The sequence below is a fragment of the Bradyrhizobium sp. CCGUVB1N3 genome (assembly GCF_024199925.1).
GTDB lineage: Bacteria > Pseudomonadota > Alphaproteobacteria > Rhizobiales > Xanthobacteraceae > Bradyrhizobium.
In genome coordinates this window covers 8681704-8697980 of sequence record NZ_JANADR010000001.1, presented here as the reverse complement: position 1 = coordinate 8697980, position 16277 = coordinate 8681704, and the positions used below count along the sequence as shown (strand labels likewise).

Sequence of the window (16277 nt, the reverse complement as noted above, 5' to 3'; positions counted from 1 at the left end):
TTGATGCCGGCAAAGAGAAGACTGACCATGAGACAATTGAGACAGATGCTGCGTGCTGCGGCGTGCCAGAGGCGGAAGCAGCGCCCGCGAGATTGCGGCAATGCTGGGGATCGCCGGCAGTAACGTCCGGACAATCTGACGCGCGCCGCGGCGGCTGGGCTGCGTTGGCCGTTGCCGGAGATTTGACGGACGATGCGCTCCAGAACTGGCCGTTCGCGCGTGCCGACGTCAAGCGGGCCGTGCGGTGATGCGGGAAATACGCCTGGTCGCGGCCACTCCTGCGGCCGCGAAGCGCGACGATTGCCATGCAGGGGGCATCCAACGAAAGGCGCGGCCCACAATGTCAAGCGCGCTTGACAAAGGTCCCTCCTATCATCGTTCGAGTCACGGCGCTGCTCCACTCTCGTTCATGGGACTGCAACTACGAGTTGGAGCGACGCCCCATCAGCTTGGACTGCACGTGAGCCAGCGCATCACTTAGCCTTGCCGCTTCCTCAAACCTGGTCTCCTGGTGCGGCGGAGGCGAGTCAGGATCGAGCAGGATGGCCTCGGCGGATTCCGAGAGCCGGCGCAGCGGCGTTCTGATCCATTGGGCGGCACATAGGAGCAGCGCCAGCGCGACAACCGCGCCAGCGCCGAGAGTGATCCAGAAAGATCGGATCAGTTCGCGGGTTGATGACATGGCGTCGTCGGCGTTCTGTCGGACCAGGAGAGACCAGCCGAAGCTCGGAAGATCTGCAAAACCAATGCTCGGAACGATCACTGTGAAATAGTCTTTGCCGTCAGGCCACCGCTCGTTCGAAAACGCTCTGGTGACGCGGCTGGCGGCAAGCGCTGAGCCGACGCTTAGCCGCTTGTTGACGAGATCGGTCGGGCCAAACAGCACGGTTCGGTCCCGCGACAGCAGCAGCACATCGATTCCAGGCGGCTGCAAAGCAGCCATCCCCTCCTCCACCCATGTCCAATTGAGGTGCGCTCCGATCACGCCGACAACGGAACTATCATGCCGCACGGGTGCAGCCAGATCGACGAACCGATAGGGTTCAGGGGACGCAGGCAAGAGGCTTGCCAGGAGTTGCGCCTCGTGGACATCGACCGCAGCCGGCGCATCCAGGCCGCGTCTGAACCATGGCCTCTGCGCAACACTTGCGCCCTCAAGCATCCCGTTCCTGGCCGCCAGCACCTTTCCCTCAAGATCGGCTATGCCGAGCCATGAGTAGCGGCTATCCAGGCGGCTCAGGAATTGGATGTGCTCGCGAGCGTTCGCGAGGTCAGTAGGATCGATCAGCTCCGCCAGTCGGGCCACGTCCATCCAAACCCCATAGATGCGGCGCGCCAGCAGGTTCGCGCTCAGTTCGCCGCGGGTTGTCAACTTTTCGACCTGCAGTTCCTCGCCGCGCTGCTCCAAGATCGCGGCGTACAATGTCGCGGTCACCATAGCCGGAACCAGCATCAACGTTGCACCGCCAAAGAACACGAGCGTGCGCAAGCTCATTCGTCTGTTCGCCATCACGCCTCCTCAACGGGTCAGAGCCCGGGCCAACTCGCGGATGATGCGAACGAGGTCGCCGCGATCGGATCCCGGAAGGGCCCGGGCGGTGTGGAGCTTTTTGATAATTTGGGCCTGCTGTTCGGTGCTCGACGAAAATCTTAGCCGGTAACCGTCACGAGTTACCGCAAGAACTCGCGCCTCGACATCGCCGATAGCTGGGATGGTCAGTTTGCCTATCGCCCCTACCGAAAGACCGAATGGTCCGCTGATGCGAGCGCCTTCCGGCCCGAGATTCACGAGCCAGCCACGGTGTCGATCATCTCCGATCGTCAACGTGATCGGTTCAAGCACCTGGCGCTGCGGTCGGTTATATCTGGGTCGTTCGATGCACGCCGCGATCGCCACCAGCAAGACTGGGACGTTGTAGACCGTCCAGAACAGAACGATGGCGACACCGTCGCTGGCTGTCGACGAGGTATTGAAGACGAAATCGGAATTCAGCGGCACGATCAGGCCACCAAGGGTCAATCCAAGCAGGATTAGAAACGGTTGCATCAATGACCATTGGACGACGACCCTCGTTCTGTCGCCGCCCTTGGCTGTCACCGAGAATCTATGCGGTCCTCTCGTCAAGAGACCGATCGCCGCGGCCCGACAGATCGGCCAAGCGGCGATCACCTGCGCCGTATCGTTGACAATGGGGATAAACAGCCCCTTCGAGAGCCAGTTCAGGGCCACCAGGACCATGACGTAGTACGGGACATAGTATCTGATGATATCGACGAGCGAGGCATTCATGATCGTAATACCGAGCCACCAGTACAGAAGCGGACAAATCAGACTCGCCAAGCGGAAGGGAAAGGTTGTTAGCCAATAGAGAACGGAATCGATGACACTGATTCGGTGCATCAAACCTAATCGATGGGAACCAAATGGATTGTAGCAGTTGCGCACAATCTGCATCAGGCCGAGGCACCAGCGGCCCCGCTGGATGATGTATTCCTTGAGTCCCTCCGGAGCCAAACCCTCGGTCAGCGGTTCGTTGAGATAGACGGTTTGCCATCCGTTTTCGGCGAGCTTGAGCGTGAGCAGGAAGTCCTCGGTCACGCTTTGCGTCGGAAGCAGGCCGATCTGTTGTATTGCTCGCACCCTCATCACGGACGAGGTGCCGCAACAGATCGCGATTCCCCAGGCATCCCTTGCCGGTTCCACATTGTCAAAGAAGTGTCGTTGCTCATCCGGGTACCCGGCGCTGATGCCGAGGTTGTGCTGGATCGGGTCCGGATTGAAAAAGTGCTGTGGCGTTTGAACCAGGCCAACACTTTGATCGTGAAACAGCGCCACTGTGCGGTCGATGAAATCGACGTGTGGAATAAAGTCCGCATCCAGGATGGCGACAAAATCCGATCGATCTGGATCCCGGGCACGCTCGGCAAGTGCGTGGTTGATGTTTCCTGCCTTGGCGTGCGCGTTGTCGGAGCGCGCAATGTATCCCACAGAGTGCCGCTCGCAGGCGAGCCGGAGCCAGTCCCTGCGGCCATCGTCAAGGACAAAGACGCGAAGTTTTGGAAAACGCACGGCTTTGGCCCCGATGATTGTCCGCTCGAGTATCTCAAGCGGTTCATTGTAGGTCGTGATGAAGATGTCTACGCTTGGCGCTTCTCCAGGTGACCACCATCCTGCGTATTCGTCGGCCTCTGCCGTGCGCTCCCTCACCCGCGAGAGGATCACGAATGCGATTGACGAGGAGAGAACAGTCAGGCCCTCGAGAGTTGCGAAGCCCCAACTGACCAGGGCATCCGGGGTCCAGTCAAGCGGCACCAAGGTCTCGGTAAACCGCCATACAACGTAGCGCCATGAGAGAAGCGCCGCCATTCCAAGCAGAAGGGTGCGCCAGTACCATCGACTTGGGTTAAGCAGTGGGAGAACCGTCAGGCGGAGCCCGATGATGACGGCGCCTAAGGCTAGGGCGGCGAGGAGTGGCGATAGCAGAAGCATTAGAGGCCGTACCGTGTGAGAAAGCGACGGAATTGGGCGATCGGGCCGCTCGAAAACACAACACGCCCGGTGCGCCCGATGGCGCAGCCAAGATCGGCTTGTTGTGCGAGGCCCGGCACAGTCACTGTCACGTCGAAGCGCTGCAGATGCTGCGGACTGGGCCCCACCGCGAGATTTGCGTAAAGCGGCGACGCACCGGCTCCGCCGAGCCGGGTGACGGTTCCATCGAAAATTCGCTCGTCGCCGAAAAGCCGAAACTGCACCGCCGCGCCGACGGAAACGCTGTCATAAAGCGATTCGGATACGCCCGCGGTGACGACGAGGCTGTTGCAGTCGACGAGCTTGACCAGGTCTTGTCCGCGCCGTGCATACCCGCCATCGTCCACCAGGATATCCCAGACCAGACCCGGGACCTTGGCACTGAGCGTCGCGGACGTCAGCCGATTGACGCGCAGACGCTCGGCATCGATTTGCTGATCGAATTGAGCGATGCGCGCCTTGATCTGCTCCTCGTCGACATGCAGTTCAGCCAGTCGCTGATCGAGTTCCCGAATGCGCTGCGTCGAAAAGGGGGCATCGTTGTAGGATTCACCTATGAAGACGCCGGTGCGGGCCGAGGCGAGTTCCGTCTCGAAATAGTTGACCCGCTGCTGCGCGCTTTCCAGGTCTTGCTGCGCGACATCGAAGGTCGCGCGCGCCCGATCCAGGTTGGCCACCGTCTGAACGCCGCGATTGTTCAATTCATTGGCGCGCTTGAATTCGGCGTCCGCCTCGCGCAGGCGTGCAGCTGCTGCATCCTGCGTCGCCTTCGTCTCAGCGATCCGCGCCTCAATCTGCCGAATCCTGCCACGCTGATAGTCGGTTGACTGCGCATCAAATCCGGCTCTCGACCGCGATAGCGCGTCACGCTGCCCCGCAATCCGTTTGAGTTCGATGCGTTGATTGTCCCGCTCGCGCTCAAGCTCAAGAAGTCGAGCGATATCGAAGCGCTCATCGGTGACTTCAGCCGCGAGTTCCCCCGCGTTTATGCGCGTCCCAATGCTCTTGACAGCGAGCGTTACCCGGCCGTCGATCGGGGCACGCACGACGTAAAGTCGAGCATTTACCGTGGCGTCTGCCGAAGTTCCAGCGAAGTGCTCGCCGATGATGACGTACAGCCCGCCGGCCAGGAGAACCAAGCCAATGATCACACGTACGAGCTTCATGCGAGACTTCCAACCGCATTCCCAGCGCCTTTTGTAAGGCAACTTACAGGTGACCTTGTGGAAGCAAGCAAGCGAACTCGCTAATTCAGCCTGACTTTGAGTGCGATTTTGTTTTGCCGTTACAATCGCATCGCTCGCCCCAAAGGACGCAAGACTCTAGTTCTGGGTGGTCCATATTGACATGTGTTGTTCCCTGGTTGCCTTGCCTGCAGTGCGAGACTCCGTTCTAGGCAATTAATCGTTTCCCTAACGAGGGACGTTGATAGGCGCTTGGTGTCCTTTACAAAACCGTGTCGGCCACTCTCGGCGCCTTCTTCTGTGACGGCAGCCGCGAGTCGTCGTTCTCACCTTGATCGCCGCCGCCCATCGTTCATGCGATGGCTGGAGACACCAGCTTGACCGGCGCGGCCTCGATCTCCTGCCAATCGCCGTGGCCGCTGCGATAGCGGTAGGAGGCGATTCCCGATTGCCAGTTCGGGACCAGGGTCATGCGCAGATCGACGTTGGGCAGAATCTGCGGTCCAAGCCCGCCATGCGTCGGCCAGTGGATTGGCGGGTAGCCAGTAAGGAGTACTAGAAGTAGTGCCGGAGCCGGCGGGAGCGTCGGCAGCTGGCTGTAATTGCCTTGCAGGGAGGTGGTGACATCGAGCGGCGGATTAACAGCTTGGGTGATGCTGCCGAAGCCTTGGATCCGCCTGTTCGGCGTGTCGACAACCAGATCCAGCTTGAAGATTCTGCCTCCGGGGCGGCTTTCGCCAATCTGATAGCAGGCGTGAAACAATCCGACGTGGTCTTTGGTTGTCGTATCCGGCATAGAGCTATCCTTTCCTATTTAAGGGGATTGATCGGGTGATCGGCTGTGGTCATCCGGCCAACTGCCGCACGTAGTCGTCAGATTCTTCCGCCGGGATCGCCTTCACCGGAATCAGGCGCGTGCCATTGCTACCGGACACGACGATTTGCGGCACATAATGGCCGGGGAAGCTGCCCTTGACCGCAAAGGGCGTGGACCCTTCACCGAGCGGTCCCGTCCAGCCCATCACGTCGATCTTCAGGCCGCCGACCCAATGCGGATCGCGCACTAGGGCAATTCCTGTCGTGAAGTTCGGCGCATCACCCTCAACCTCGACCAGAAATAGCCCGAATCCGTCGGGTCCGTGGATGAAGCTGGCTTTTGCCGTGTTAAACGGCTCCGTCTGATAGAAACCCATGATTCTCCTCCTGCTGAGCTGGCGACGCCGCGCAGCCATCCCCGCCGCCTAATGACCAGTGCGGCGCTGGGCTGGTGTCCGCCGGCGGCCGCAAACGCGTTCATTCCAGCAGGGATCTGGGACCTAACTAGCAATGAGTGTGCCACCTGAAAAAGTTGCGCAGTGAAAGCTTTAATGGCGACAGAAAGGTGCAGTCTCGCTGGTGCGAGCCCCGCGGCTCAGCGTCGAGTTGCGGATATTGTGTCATCGACCTGACACGGATGAATACGACGACACCGGCGTCAACCTTCTGCGCGACCAGCCTAAGACAACCCGGTTATATGCGAGCTAATCGGGTCGAGCACATTCAACTGCCGCACACGGCGCTCGCATCATGCCGTTGCAGAACCTCGCGGCAATCGCCGATTCACATTCGATGTCATTCATCGAGAACTCGGCGTTCTGTGCTGGTCTCGAAGACGTACCGATCTGATCCGGAGCGGCGGGTGATGGGAGCCCAGTGAGGCGAACCGGACGTTTACCGATCCCGCCGTGTGATGCCTTCGAGTAATCGACACTGATCGAGCTAGCCTGAGAATGTTAGCAGTCGCGCACGGTTGTCAGCTTTGCGTCCATTGACGTCGACCCGATGCTCACCATCACTGTGGGATCAGCATTTTCGGTCCGGCACGCCAATTGCTCTGTTTCTCGGCACCATTACCCACCCGCGCTCGGACTGGGCGCAGCGGCAAAGGACGTGATCGTATGGCAACAGGTACTGTGAAGTGGTTCAATGATCAAAAGGGGTACGGATTTATCGCTCCAGACGACGGCGGAAACGACATTTTTGTCCACATTAGCGCCGTAGAACGCGCTAGACTCTCTGGGTTGGCAGAAGGCCAAAAGATTTCTTATGAAGTCAAAGTCGACCCCAAGCGTGGCAAGAACAGCGCTGAAAACCTGCGGGTCTGATCACGCCCGCCGCGTTGGACTGACGGTTGTTCGCCGTCTTTTGCGTCTATGTCCGTGTCGGGCTTTTGATGGTAGGTGCAGTAGAGCCACGGCAGCACGGTTTGCAGGTTCGTTGTCCGCGCTTTCGGGAGGAGCTTGAGCAATTCGGGTTTGTAAGGCCGAATTTTCGACAGCCGGATTCCACCACCTGTCGAAATGGATGACGTGCGAGGCTGCGGTAAGATTGAGCCCGGTGCCGCCTGCTTTGACCGAGAGCACGAAGAACGGAACGTTTTCGTCTTCCTGAAATTGGCGCACCCTCCGTCCCGCCATGCAGGACAAGGCCGGGCCTTCCCAATACGGACCCGAGGAACGCCGCAAGCGGCGCCGTTGTCTCCCTGAATTGGGTGAAGACAAGTGCCTTTTCCTGCCGAGAAGCAACCACTTCCGCGATGTCGCGCAGACGCCGAGCTTGCCGCTGTCGTGCTCGGACCACCGGCCGTCCCCGAGCCACTGCGATGGATGGTTGCAGATCTGCTTCAACCGCATGAGAAAAGCCAGGACGATGCCTTTTCGTTTTATTCCATCGACCTCTTCGAGATGGCTGGCCAGCTCTGCCACCGCTTGCTGATAAAGCGCCGCCTGCTTGCGGCTTAATGGGCAGAAGGTTTTCACCTCGGTCTTGTCGGGCAGGTCAGCAATGATGCTCTTATCGGTCTTCAGCCGTCGCAGGATATAGGGGCGCACCAGATCGCGGAGCGGACCGTAAGAGTTATGTGGCCGGTCGGCGAGGCGTTTGACGAATGCCGAAAAGTCCTTCGACGATCCCAGCAGGCCAGGATTGATGAAGTCAAAGATCGACCAAAGGTCACCGAGCCGATTCTCGATGGGCGTGCCGGTCAGCGCAATGCGCATTTCTGCCTTGAGCCTCTTGACCGATTTTGTCTGCTTGGCAGCCTGGTTCTTGATGGCCTGTGCTTCATCGAGCACCACAAACTGCCACGGTGTAGCTTCTAGCCAAGGCGTGCGCGTCAGAAAGCCGTAGCTTGTGATTACGAGATCGACGTCTGCGAATTCGTCCGCACTGTATGCGTTCAGTTTCTCGGACGGGGCAGCCGATGGATGGACCACGACTGTTTTCAAGCTTGGCGCAAATCGACCAATCTCCGCGGCCCAATTGGCTAACAAAGAGGCGGGGGCTACGAGCAGGCACGGCTTGCAATTTTCCTTCGCCTCGTTCTTGAGCACCAGCAGCAGCGACAAGACCTGGATGGTTTTGCCGAGCCCCATTCGTCGGCAAGACAGGCCCCAAGCTTGAGCTGCGTCAGCAGATAGAGCCATTGCACACCCGACTGCTGATAGGGTCGCAGCGTGCCCCGAAGATTTTGACCGGGACCGACCCGCAACAACCGATCGGGATGGCGCAAGGAGGCCAGCTTCTCCGCCAACCAGGGGCCGGCCACGGTCTGGCTCAAGTCAACGCCGGCTGGTCCAGCAGTCTCATCTCCGACAATGCCAGCCCCAGCCAGCATGCGCATCGCCTCACCGAACGAAAGACCATGGGCAGCGGCGCGGCACTCGATGGCCTCAAATTGCTCAAGCGTGCGATTCAGTCGTTCATGATCTACCTCCACCCACTTGCCGCGGATGAAGGCCAATCCGTCGGAATGAGCCAGGAGTTGCTTGATCTCGGCCTTCGAGAGGCTTTCGCCCCCGAGCGTCACCTCCATTTGAAAGTCGAGCAGTGCGTCCATTCCTACTTGTGATGGCGCATTGCCCCCGACTGTCGCCTTCACTTGCGGGCGCGCCGGGCGGTTCATGCGCCAACTCGCTGGCATCCGCACGATCACCCCGGCGCCTTCGAGCGCGGGAACATCCTTGAGGAATTGCAGAGCTTGCTGTGGGCTCCAGCGCAGCGGGTGAAAGATATCACCCGCATCGACCATGGTCTTCAGCCAGAGGCACCTCTCGGAGGCGCGCTGGACGGGCATCAGCAGCGACAGCAGGCGTTCGCGGTTTCTCGCGCCGGCATACTCCTGCAAGGCCTTGCCGAGCGGCAGATGCTGGGCCCTGGCCTCAGCCGAAAGCCGGGTCGTGTAGGTCGCAAGAAACGCGAACGGGGCCTCCTCGTCCTTCCGGTTCTCCGCAAGGTTAAAATAAACGCGTCCAACCAGGTTCCAGGCCGGATGACGACTCTCGAGAAACTCCTGCACGGAGAGCTTGGCTTGCAGCAGCTCGGCATCAAAGGCCGCATCCATACCTCGCCAAAGATCGGCAAGGACAGCCGCTGACAAATATTCCGCGCCGGTCATGGGCGGAACGACCGCTGCCATCGTGTCCAACTCGCTATCGGCGGGAATCGGCACAGGTGGCTTGATACGGCCGTCTCCAATATTAGGAAGAACGCACAGTGCAGTCATGTAGCGCATTCCAAGCTCTCGCCAATACGACAACACCGGTGGGAGAACCGTCCCGACTTCGTTGGCGCCGAGCCACAACGATCCGTGCCCAGAGCCCCGTAAAAATGCTTTCTCCAGCCGCAAGCCCTGATCGGGCTCCAACGCAGGAGCTTGCGCCGTTTGTCGCAGCGTCAGCAAACCATGCGGGGTAAGAACGGGTTCCAGCGTCATCATGACGGTGAGACCTTGCGACCGGAAATGTCCACGATTTTGGGAGCCACTCGCCACATCGAGAAGTAATTCACCATTCTGTCACGAAGTACCGAGCATGGGCGCGGTCAGCAATTCCTTGACTAGCATGAACTGCTGAACGCACTCCGCGACTGCGGCCGGATCATGCTCCTCCAAAACATCAACGTTCCTTTCGTTTTGCGAACGCTCGATATGCATCAACTGTGCGCCAATCTCATTCGGCGTGAACATGCGCCTCACCTCGGAAATAAACTGCGAACAGCTCAGCTTACGCACATGGCTAGGAACCCGTCCAGATAGCTTTCTGGTTGGCGCATTTTGACACGAAATCCCGCTGATGCGGCCTTGCGAGGTTAGCGAGCTTCACGAGGTTGTGGGCGGTGCAGATCATCGCCCATTCGGCACGCACGTTTGCCAGGCCCGGCAACAGGAACTGGCGGAAGCCGCGTGCCTGCTTGATCTGTCGGAACCCGTCGCGCACCGCCTTGCGCCAGATCGACAAATGCTGCGGCGACAGACCGTGGCGCCGCGCGACGTCCGAGACGATCGCGCCCGGCACAAAGGATTCCGAGACGATCCGTCCTTTGACCTCGTCGCTCCAGCGCCGCCGAACCCGTCGCTGCGATAACACGCCCGATCATCTATGCAAACCGCCCTCGTCAAGACGGAACGCATATTGCCGATCTGCTCAACAGCAACAAGGTGCGGGAGACACGCCGCTTACGGTTCACCAGCGCATCCTGCGCCTCCTTCGGCAACTCCCGCCACTCTGACCCCAACGGCGCTGTGCGCGATGCCACCCGCGAACAGGCCCATCTGATGCATGCCGAACCGCCGGTTGCGCCGAACCGGGTTCGCCGATATCGCCGTCCTGCTTGCCATGAGCCTCTCCCCGATTTTGGTGGTGAGAGACTCCGCATGCACCGCAAAGCGGTTCATTCAATGATGATGCCGCGCTCTTGACCACTGAATCGAGTAGCGCCGACAACGCGTTGAGCGCTTCCAGGCTGACAAAGGGCTCTGCCGTCAGGCAGCAACCGCAGGCACATGCCGCGCGATCGAACATCCAGGATGGGATCTCCAGAAAACGCTGCGACTCCGATCCATCCAGCGTGCAGCGGAAAACAACGCCGTCCGCCTTGTCGATCACGGCATGGACGAAAACCTCGCGGCCTGCCCAAGCTGACCGAGCAAGTCAGATGAGTAGATCGGTGATATGCGAGATGGAGAAATAATTCTCCGGGTGATGCTGAACATCGTTAGCATTTACATTGGAGAGCGTGATCGAATTGCCCTTTCCGAGGTCAACAACCGTGGTGTCCGGGCCAACCGCGTGGATGTGATCGACAACGTTAGCAACCGTATGAATGTTAGTGTTATTGATCCCATCCGCGATGTGCAGTTTGTCCCCCATCGTGAAGTCCCTCACGGTATCCTTGCCGCCCCCGCTCGTGAAGATGAAGTTGTCGTTGCCCTGATTGCCGAACAGAGTATCGTTGCCTTCATCGCCGTACAGATAATCGTCACCGTCACCACCAGAGAGCGCATCATTGCCCTTATTGCCTTCTAAATCATCGGCGCCCGCGCCACCAGAGAGCCAGTCGTTCCCACCTCGGCCATCGATATAGTCTCTGTCGGGCGTTCCATTCAAGTGATCGTCGGAGTTTGTGCCTCGGATTACAGGCATAGGTCTTTCTCCTGTGTTGTATCTGCATGCGAGCGGTCACGGAAGTGACCGCGCTCTAACTTCCAGCAGCATACAGATCGGGTCTGACGGTAACCTGACCGCACACTGAGTTTCAAAGCGGATGCGATGGACCGCCTAAATTGTGGACCATTATGCAAAGCTGGCGCGAGCAGAGCGTGTTTCGGCGTGGGGTCTCGACCATGATCGGCGTAGGGGTCCCGTCATCTCAAATCAATGAAATCAACGGCCTGAAAGGTCTCGACGACGCCGATGGGGGGCAATGTTCGATCAGCATTCGCACCCCGCCGTCGTGATTCCGATCATGACCCACATCGCGGACATCGGGGGCAACTCCCTTGCCATTCCGCTCATGCCTTCCCTCGTTCATATGTTGGACTACCAGCGCATCGGTGAGATTGCCGGTCGCAGCCTTTTCCCTTGCTTGCTGCAAGTCGATGCCGTTGCCTCAGGTTTGGCTGTGTTCTCGCCTCGGCCCACGCAAGACGCCTTACCTGTACGCTCGCGTTCGGGTGCCTCCGGCTACATATCCTTCGACACCATTCAGCATTCCGCCTGTTAAACCGTGTAGGCGGTGGCGACATTTCAGCCCAAAGACGCGGATGAACCGGTTCGTGTTCCTCAACCTTCCGACACTCAGCCTCGGGAACCATCTCGGCGTAACGGTTTCGCCTCAATCCCCTTTACCTGCGGGCTACGTCACCCTGCCAGTTGACAGCAGGTCACCGCCGCTTGGGCTCATGCTTCCTCCCAGCAGGAAGCAGGCTCATCACATTTCCCTCCTTTCTCAATGCATTCCAAACATACGCTTTGAACCGCCCCGGGTTTGCCGGAGGCAATTTGGTTTAAGTTATGCCGCCATGGCGGGTTGTTCCAGCATGGCGTAGTAGCGTTGCTCGGCTTCGGCCGGCGGGATGTTGCCGATGGGCTCGAGGAGCCTTCGGTTGTTGAACCAGTCCACCCATTCCAGCGTCGCGAACTCGACGGACTCGAAGCTGCGCCATGGCCCGCGCCGATGGATCACCTCGGCCTTGTAGAGGCCGTTGATGGTTTCGGCGAGAGCGTTGTCATAGGAGTCCCCGACGCTGCCGACAGAAGGTTCGATACCAGCTTCAGCCAGACGCTCGGTGTATTTGATCGAGACGTATTGGCTGCCCCTGTCGCTGTGGTGCACGAGCCCGCCGCGATGGACCGGCCGGCGATCGTGCAGGGCCTGTTCCAGCGCATCGAGCACGAAGCCCGCATGCGCCGTGCGCGAGACCCGCCACCCCACGATCCTGCGGGCGTAGGCATCGATGACGAAGGCGACGTAGACGAAGCCGGTCCAGGTCGCGACATAGGTGAAGTCGGAGAGCCAAAGAACGTTCGGCCTTGGCGCCCTGAACTGGCGGTTGACGTGATCCAGCGGGCATGGCGCGGCCTTGTCGCTGATCGTGGTCTTGACGGGTTTGCCGCGGATGACTCCTTGCAAACCCATGTCCCGCATCAGTCGCGCCACCGTGCAGCGGGCAACATCGAAGCCTTCCCGCTCGAGCTGCCGCCAGACCTTGCGCACGCCATAGACCCGGAAGTTCTCATCGAACACCCGCCGAACCTCGATCTTCAGGGTAGCGTCCTGCCTGGCGCGCGCCGACAGCCTGGCAGGATCGCGCCGCCTGGCCACATGGGCGTGGTAGGTCGAAGGGGCGATCGGCAAGACCTTGCAGATCGGCTCGACCCCATGCGCCCCACGATGATCGTCGATGAAGGCGATCATGGCTTGGACCGGCGGTCGAGCTCCGCCATCGCAAAATACGCGCTCGCCTTGCGCAGGATCTCATTCGCCTGCCGAAGCTCACGGTTCTCCCGCTCCAGCGCCTTCAGCTTCTCGGCCATGTCGGTCGGAACGCCGGCCCGGTGTCCGCTATCGACTTCGTCCCTCTTGACCCAGTCGTGCAGCGTCTGCGGTGTGCAGCCGATCTTGGCCGCAATCGAGGTCACGGCCGCCCACCGCGACGGGTGCTCGCTCGCATGATCCAGAACCATCCGAACCGCACGAGCCCGGACCTCGGGTGAAAACTTGTTCGTCGTCTTGCTTGTCATGGCTCCATCCTCTCAGGAGTTGGAGCCTCCGGCAAACCCGTGGCGGTTCACTTCCCCGATTCCTCGTATGCACACGAGGAGGGCAGCGTGATCGGCTCGACTTTCGCTATCTCTGCAGTCTGCGCGGAGTGATGCGACCGCAGTATACGCCAAAGCTGAAGAAGCGGACGGCGCTTTTGCGGAACTTGAAGGAGGTGTTTCGCCGACACCGGTCGCAACCGGTTGATAGGGTGATAAGCCTGATCAATCCGAAGCTCCGGGGGTGGGTGAATTACTTCGCGGTCGGGCACTCAAGCGAGTGCTTTCGCTACATCAAAGAGTGGCTGGAGAAGAAGGTCAGGCGCCATCTGGCGCACGCTCGGAAACGACAGGGCTTCGGTTGGAAGCTGTGGAGTAGTCCGTGGTTGTATAACACCTTAAAGCTGTTCAATGGCTACAAGGTGGAATACGGCGCGGCGAAAGCGGCCCCAGCGTGATAGGTCTCATAAGCTTTGAAGTGAAGCGAAATGGGGGCGCGCAGTGCGGGAAATCTGCACGCTGCGTGCGAGGTGGAGGGGGCTGGAAACGTGCACGGCCATGAATGATTGGCCGTGCGTCGCGCCGGCCCTCGACCCTACCGACGTCGTTCAAACGGCAGGTAGTGATCATCGTCAGCATGACGGCGCAACGTTGAGCGCCGCGCTCGCTGCCCGCAAAGGTCCAGTTGCGCCTGCCCACAGCCACGCCGCGCAGCGCTCTTTCTGCGGCATTGTGTTTTGGCGTGGGGTCTCAACCATGATCGGCTTGGAGTCCCATCATTTCAATTGCATGAAATCAAATGCCTGAAGGGGTCCCGACGACGCCGATGGGGGTCATTTTTCGATCGGCATTCACACCGAGCGTCTTGTCAGGCGCTGCGCGATGGCTGTGATCACGGGATCGTCGAGCCGCGGCTCCATCGCATGTCCCAGCGGCTATCGAAATCCTGGCCGTCCTTGTCCTTGTTAGCCCTCAGATAGAACTGCGCCGTACCGAGCCACTTGGTGCTGGTGTAGCCCAAGGTGTAGGTCACCCCTCACGTGTCGACCGAATAGGCATTTGGGTCGCCGTAGCTACCGCTCGCCGCCTTCACCATCTCCGAGAGCGCGGCAGGAAACCTGCGGATGCCGGGGTTGATCACCGGGAAGCCCGCGTCATAGACCTGCGCCAGCAGCGCATGCGCCTCGCGTGCCCCGCCTGGTCGAGCAACATGACCGTCTTCTGAGCCGGATTGAACGTCTTGCCCTTCTCGATGCCGATGGCCGCGAGTTGATCGATCATGGCGCGGTCGCGGTCGAGCCAGGGTGGTTGGTTCTGCACGCATCGAGGCTACGATAGAAACTCGCATTGAGGGGATCGTGGAATCGAACAGGACGTCATAGGCGTCGGTGAAATTGGGCGGTGGCGGTTTTTCGCGAGCGGATAGACCTTGATCTGTTTGCCATAGGCGACCGACTTGGCGACGTCCGCGTAACTGTGGCTGGCGAGATTGGAGCGCCGCAGCGCAAAGCCGATGAACGCGTCGGATTGAAGAGCGATCTGTCCCGATGGAACCTCGCTGCCCGGCGGCAGGATCAGGTATTTGCCAGCCTGCCCCCTTATCTGCGCCTTCTTGAACATGGTCTCAAGCATCAAATCGGCATTCACGGCCGGCATGCTCCAGATCATGGCTTCGACCGCACGACGCTGGATGTTGCGCGCGGCGAGCTCCTCTGGTGACGGGCCTTGCGCGTGCGTACTCGTAGTCATCTGTGCGATGGCGAATGGCTCCAACGATGGCTCTCATCATGCAGTCCCTCAGAACGGATTGACGTAGTTCAGGATCGCGACCTGGCGCAGGATGACGCGGCGGACCACATGGGTCGGCTTGAGGTGATCCGTGTAGATCGCCGCCGTTCCGGCGCTGCCGGCCGGCAGGCGCGTGGCGAAATTGGCATCGTCGAGCCTGACGCGCACGATGAAGGGCGCGGCCTCGATCGCCTTTGGCACGACGGCGGTGCCCGACGTCTGCGCCTGCCCGGTCGCGATCGCCTGCAGCACACTCTCGACCCTGCCAGGAAAAATCCTCCCGGGCGCAAATTTGAAGGTGGCCTCTACCTCCTGCCCCGGCGCGACATGGCGCGCGTCGATCTGGTTGATCTGGACGCCGATGATGGTGTTGGAGGTGTCGATAAAGGCCATTACCGGCGACAGCGGCAGGTTGGCGACGCGCGCGCCCTTGCGCAGCGCGAGATTGGTGACGTAGCCGTCGGTCGGTGCGCGCACGACGGTCTTGTCGAGATTCCACTGCGCGGCCTCGAGCTGGCCGGAGAGCTGATCGACCTCGGACTGGCGCTGCTCGACGTCGAAACCGCGACCGGCGTCGCGCTCGTAGAGCTGCGTCATTTGGCCGAGGCGCGTCTTGGCCAGCTTGAACTGCGCGTCGATCGCCCTGACCTGCGCCGCGTACGGCGTCGGGTCGATCTTGAACAGGACGTCGCCGGATTTGAGCGGTACGTTGGCGACGACCGGGACATCCGTCACCTCGCCCGCCACATCAGGTACGATCGACACCGCATTACGCACAACAAGCGCATTGCCCTGCGGCGCACCCCACCCCATCGGGATCAGCAACCCCAACAGCACAAGAACCATCACGATCGCAGGCGACGCTTTCCAGAACAGGTTGAAGCGCACGATCTTGAAGTGCACCAGCAGGAACAGCAGCACGAGATACGTATTGAGGATCGCGATGGCCATCACGCATCTCCCGCCTTGCGCGTCGGCACGTCGAGATAGGCCGAGATGAATGCGATCGGCCACAGCGCGAAGCCGAAGAACAGCGTGATCCAGCCCGCGACCATCACGGCCTGCGCATGAGGATGGTTGCGGGACTTGGCGATATGTCCCGGCAGCCAGCCGGCGATGCAGACCACGCCGATCGCGCTGGCAAGCAGGATCACCAGCACGATCCAGGCGAAGATATCGTAGCCGCTCATGACGGTC

General features: G+C 60.1%; 18 protein-coding genes, 2 pseudogenes and 1 other annotated feature. Of the genes and pseudogenes, 3 read left to right on the top strand and 17 right to left on the bottom strand.

The annotated features are described in order from the left end of the window. Positions 1 to 421: 421 nt before the first annotated feature. From NLM33_RS41110 to NLM33_RS41090, 5 genes are all read right to left on the bottom strand, one after another. Positions 422 to 1489, bottom strand: coding sequence for a cache domain-containing protein (locus NLM33_RS41110; RefSeq protein WP_254104127.1), 1068 nt, complete (start codon positions 1487 to 1489; stop codon positions 422 to 424). 30 nt (positions 1490 to 1519) lie between these two features. Then, complete coding sequence (locus NLM33_RS41105) at positions 1520 to 3313, bottom strand: glycosyltransferase (RefSeq protein WP_254104125.1); 1794 nt, start codon at positions 3311 to 3313, stop codon at positions 1520 to 1522. Positions 3314 to 3489: 176 nt separating this feature from the next. Continuing rightward, positions 3490 to 4695: an HlyD family secretion protein gene (locus NLM33_RS41100; RefSeq protein WP_254104123.1), complete on the bottom strand. Its 1206-nt coding sequence runs from the start codon at positions 4693 to 4695 to the stop codon at positions 3490 to 3492. Between the two features lie 370 nt (positions 4696 to 5065). Further along, a complete protein-coding gene (locus NLM33_RS41095) occupies positions 5066 to 5509 on the bottom strand; it encodes a DUF1842 domain-containing protein (protein ID WP_254104121.1) in 444 nt (147 codons plus the stop codon). A gap of 49 nt (positions 5510 to 5558) precedes the next feature. Then, on the bottom strand, positions 5559 to 5906 hold the full coding sequence (locus NLM33_RS41090) for a hypothetical protein (protein ID WP_254103044.1): 348 nt from the start codon (positions 5904 to 5906) through the stop codon (positions 5559 to 5561). Between the two features lie 744 nt (positions 5907 to 6650). On the opposite strand from NLM33_RS41090, the gene NLM33_RS41085 reads away from it, so the two are divergent. Then, positions 6651 to 6857, top strand: coding sequence for a cold-shock protein (locus NLM33_RS41085; RefSeq protein WP_254103045.1), 207 nt, complete (start codon positions 6651 to 6653; stop codon positions 6855 to 6857). Here the strand turns inward: NLM33_RS41085 and NLM33_RS41080 are convergent, their stop codons facing one another. From NLM33_RS41080 to NLM33_RS41060, 5 genes and pseudogenes are all read right to left on the bottom strand, one after another. Next, positions 6858 to 8099 carry a DEAD/DEAH box helicase gene (locus NLM33_RS41080; protein ID WP_371930055.1) on the bottom strand — a complete coding sequence of 414 codons (1242 nt, stop codon included), beginning with the start codon at positions 8097 to 8099 and terminating at the stop codon, positions 6858 to 6860. Next, entirely contained in the window at positions 8036 to 9469 is a 1434-nt protein-coding gene (locus NLM33_RS41075) for an SNF2 helicase-associated domain-containing protein (protein ID WP_254104117.1), read from the bottom strand. The genes NLM33_RS41080 and NLM33_RS41075 overlap by 64 nt, the downstream gene beginning before the upstream one ends. A 78-nt stretch (positions 9470 to 9547) precedes the next feature. Then, the gene (locus tag NLM33_RS41070) at positions 9548 to 9718 is read right to left on the bottom strand and encodes a hypothetical protein (RefSeq protein WP_254104115.1); all 171 of its coding nucleotides are present in this window, start codon (positions 9716 to 9718) and stop codon (positions 9548 to 9550) included. A 124-nt stretch (positions 9719 to 9842) separates the two neighbouring features. Further along, positions 9843 to 9959: pseudogene (locus NLM33_RS49990) on the bottom strand (transposase); the annotation flags it as partial. A gap of 723 nt (positions 9960 to 10682) precedes the next feature. Beyond that, positions 10683 to 11174, bottom strand: a complete 492-nt coding sequence (locus NLM33_RS41060; protein ID WP_254104113.1) for a calcium-binding protein — start codon at positions 11172 to 11174, stop codon at positions 10683 to 10685. A gap of 280 nt (positions 11175 to 11454) precedes the next feature. Between NLM33_RS41060 and NLM33_RS41055 the strand changes: the two genes are divergently transcribed. Beyond that, positions 11455 to 11754: a hypothetical protein gene (locus NLM33_RS41055; protein ID WP_254104112.1), complete on the top strand. Its 300-nt coding sequence runs from the start codon at positions 11455 to 11457 to the stop codon at positions 11752 to 11754. A 288-nt stretch (positions 11755 to 12042) separates the two neighbouring features. Here the strand turns inward: NLM33_RS41055 and NLM33_RS41050 are convergent. Beyond that, a protein-coding gene (locus NLM33_RS41050) for an IS3 family transposase (protein WP_254094988.1) occupies positions 12043 to 13274 on the bottom strand; the annotation gives its coding sequence in 2 pieces (ribosomal slippage) (positions 12043 to 12983 and positions 12983 to 13274; 1233 coding nt in all). Continuing rightward, positions 12874 to 12990: a sequence feature (AL1L pseudoknot), on the bottom strand. (Overlaps the previous gene by 117 nt.) 131 nt (positions 13275 to 13405) lie before the next feature. Between NLM33_RS41050 and NLM33_RS41045 the strand changes: the two genes are divergently transcribed. Further along, positions 13406 to 13750 (top strand): group II intron maturase-specific domain-containing protein, encoded by a 345-nt coding sequence (locus NLM33_RS41045; RefSeq protein ID WP_256570589.1) that lies wholly within the window; start codon positions 13406 to 13408, stop codon positions 13748 to 13750. A 142-nt stretch (positions 13751 to 13892) separates the two neighbouring features. Here NLM33_RS41045 and NLM33_RS41040 read toward each other — a convergent pair. The 6 genes and pseudogenes from NLM33_RS41040 to NLM33_RS41015 all read right to left on the bottom strand — a co-directional run. Then, positions 13893 to 14027: pseudogene (locus tag NLM33_RS41040) on the bottom strand (transposase); the annotation flags it as partial. Between the two features lie 157 nt (positions 14028 to 14184). Next, positions 14185 to 14325, bottom strand: a complete 141-nt coding sequence (locus NLM33_RS41035; RefSeq protein ID WP_254104108.1) for a hypothetical protein — start codon at positions 14323 to 14325, stop codon at positions 14185 to 14187. A 104-nt stretch (positions 14326 to 14429) separates the two neighbouring features. Beyond that, positions 14430 to 14573, bottom strand: a complete 144-nt coding sequence (locus tag NLM33_RS41030; protein WP_254104107.1) for a hypothetical protein — start codon at positions 14571 to 14573, stop codon at positions 14430 to 14432. A gap of 48 nt (positions 14574 to 14621) precedes the next feature. Continuing rightward, positions 14622 to 14948, bottom strand: a complete 327-nt coding sequence (locus NLM33_RS41025; protein WP_254104105.1) for a hypothetical protein — start codon at positions 14946 to 14948, stop codon at positions 14622 to 14624. Positions 14949 to 15089: 141 nt separating this feature from the next. Continuing rightward, positions 15090 to 16031: an HlyD family secretion protein gene (locus NLM33_RS41020; protein ID WP_254104103.1), complete on the bottom strand. Its 942-nt coding sequence runs from the start codon at positions 16029 to 16031 to the stop codon at positions 15090 to 15092. Next, the gene (locus NLM33_RS41015) at positions 16031 to 16270 is read right to left on the bottom strand and encodes a DUF3302 domain-containing protein (protein ID WP_254104101.1); all 240 of its coding nucleotides are present in this window, start codon (positions 16268 to 16270) and stop codon (positions 16031 to 16033) included. The genes NLM33_RS41020 and NLM33_RS41015 overlap by 1 nt, the downstream gene beginning before the upstream one ends. Positions 16271 to 16277: the final 7 nt, after the last annotated feature.

Coding starts and splice junctions, on each gene's coding strand:
- NLM33_RS41100 (WP_254104123.1), bottom strand. CDS start 4,695: ATGAAGCTCGTACGTGTGATCATTGGCTTGGTTCTCCTGGCCGGCGGG.
- NLM33_RS41095 (WP_254104121.1), bottom strand. CDS start 5,509: ATGCCGGATACGACAACCAAAGACCACGTCGGATTGTTTCACGCCTGC.
- NLM33_RS41090 (WP_254103044.1), bottom strand. CDS start 5,906: ATGGGTTTCTATCAGACGGAGCCGTTTAACACGGCAAAAGCCAGCTTC.
- NLM33_RS41085 (WP_254103045.1), top strand. CDS start 6,651: ATGGCAACAGGTACTGTGAAGTGGTTCAATGATCAAAAGGGGTACGGA.
- NLM33_RS41075 (WP_254104117.1), bottom strand. CDS start 9,469: ATGATGACGCTGGAACCCGTTCTTACCCCGCATGGTTTGCTGACGCTG.
- NLM33_RS41070 (WP_254104115.1), bottom strand. CDS start 9,718: ATGTTCACGCCGAATGAGATTGGCGCACAGTTGATGCATATCGAGCGT.
- NLM33_RS41060 (WP_254104113.1), bottom strand. CDS start 11,174: ATGCCTGTAATCCGAGGCACAAACTCCGACGATCACTTGAATGGAACG.
- NLM33_RS41055 (WP_254104112.1), top strand. CDS start 11,455: ATGTTCGATCAGCATTCGCACCCCGCCGTCGTGATTCCGATCATGACC.
- NLM33_RS41045 (WP_256570589.1), top strand. CDS start 13,406: ATGCGACCGCAGTATACGCCAAAGCTGAAGAAGCGGACGGCGCTTTTG.
- NLM33_RS41030 (WP_254104107.1), bottom strand. CDS start 14,573: ATGATCGATCAACTCGCGGCCATCGGCATCGAGAAGGGCAAGACGTTC.
- NLM33_RS41025 (WP_254104105.1), bottom strand. CDS start 14,948: ATGCCGGCCGTGAATGCCGATTTGATGCTTGAGACCATGTTCAAGAAG.
- NLM33_RS41020 (WP_254104103.1), bottom strand. CDS start 16,031: ATGGCCATCGCGATCCTCAATACGTATCTCGTGCTGCTGTTCCTGCTG.
- NLM33_RS41015 (WP_254104101.1), bottom strand. CDS start 16,270: ATGAGCGGCTACGATATCTTCGCCTGGATCGTGCTGGTGATCCTGCTT.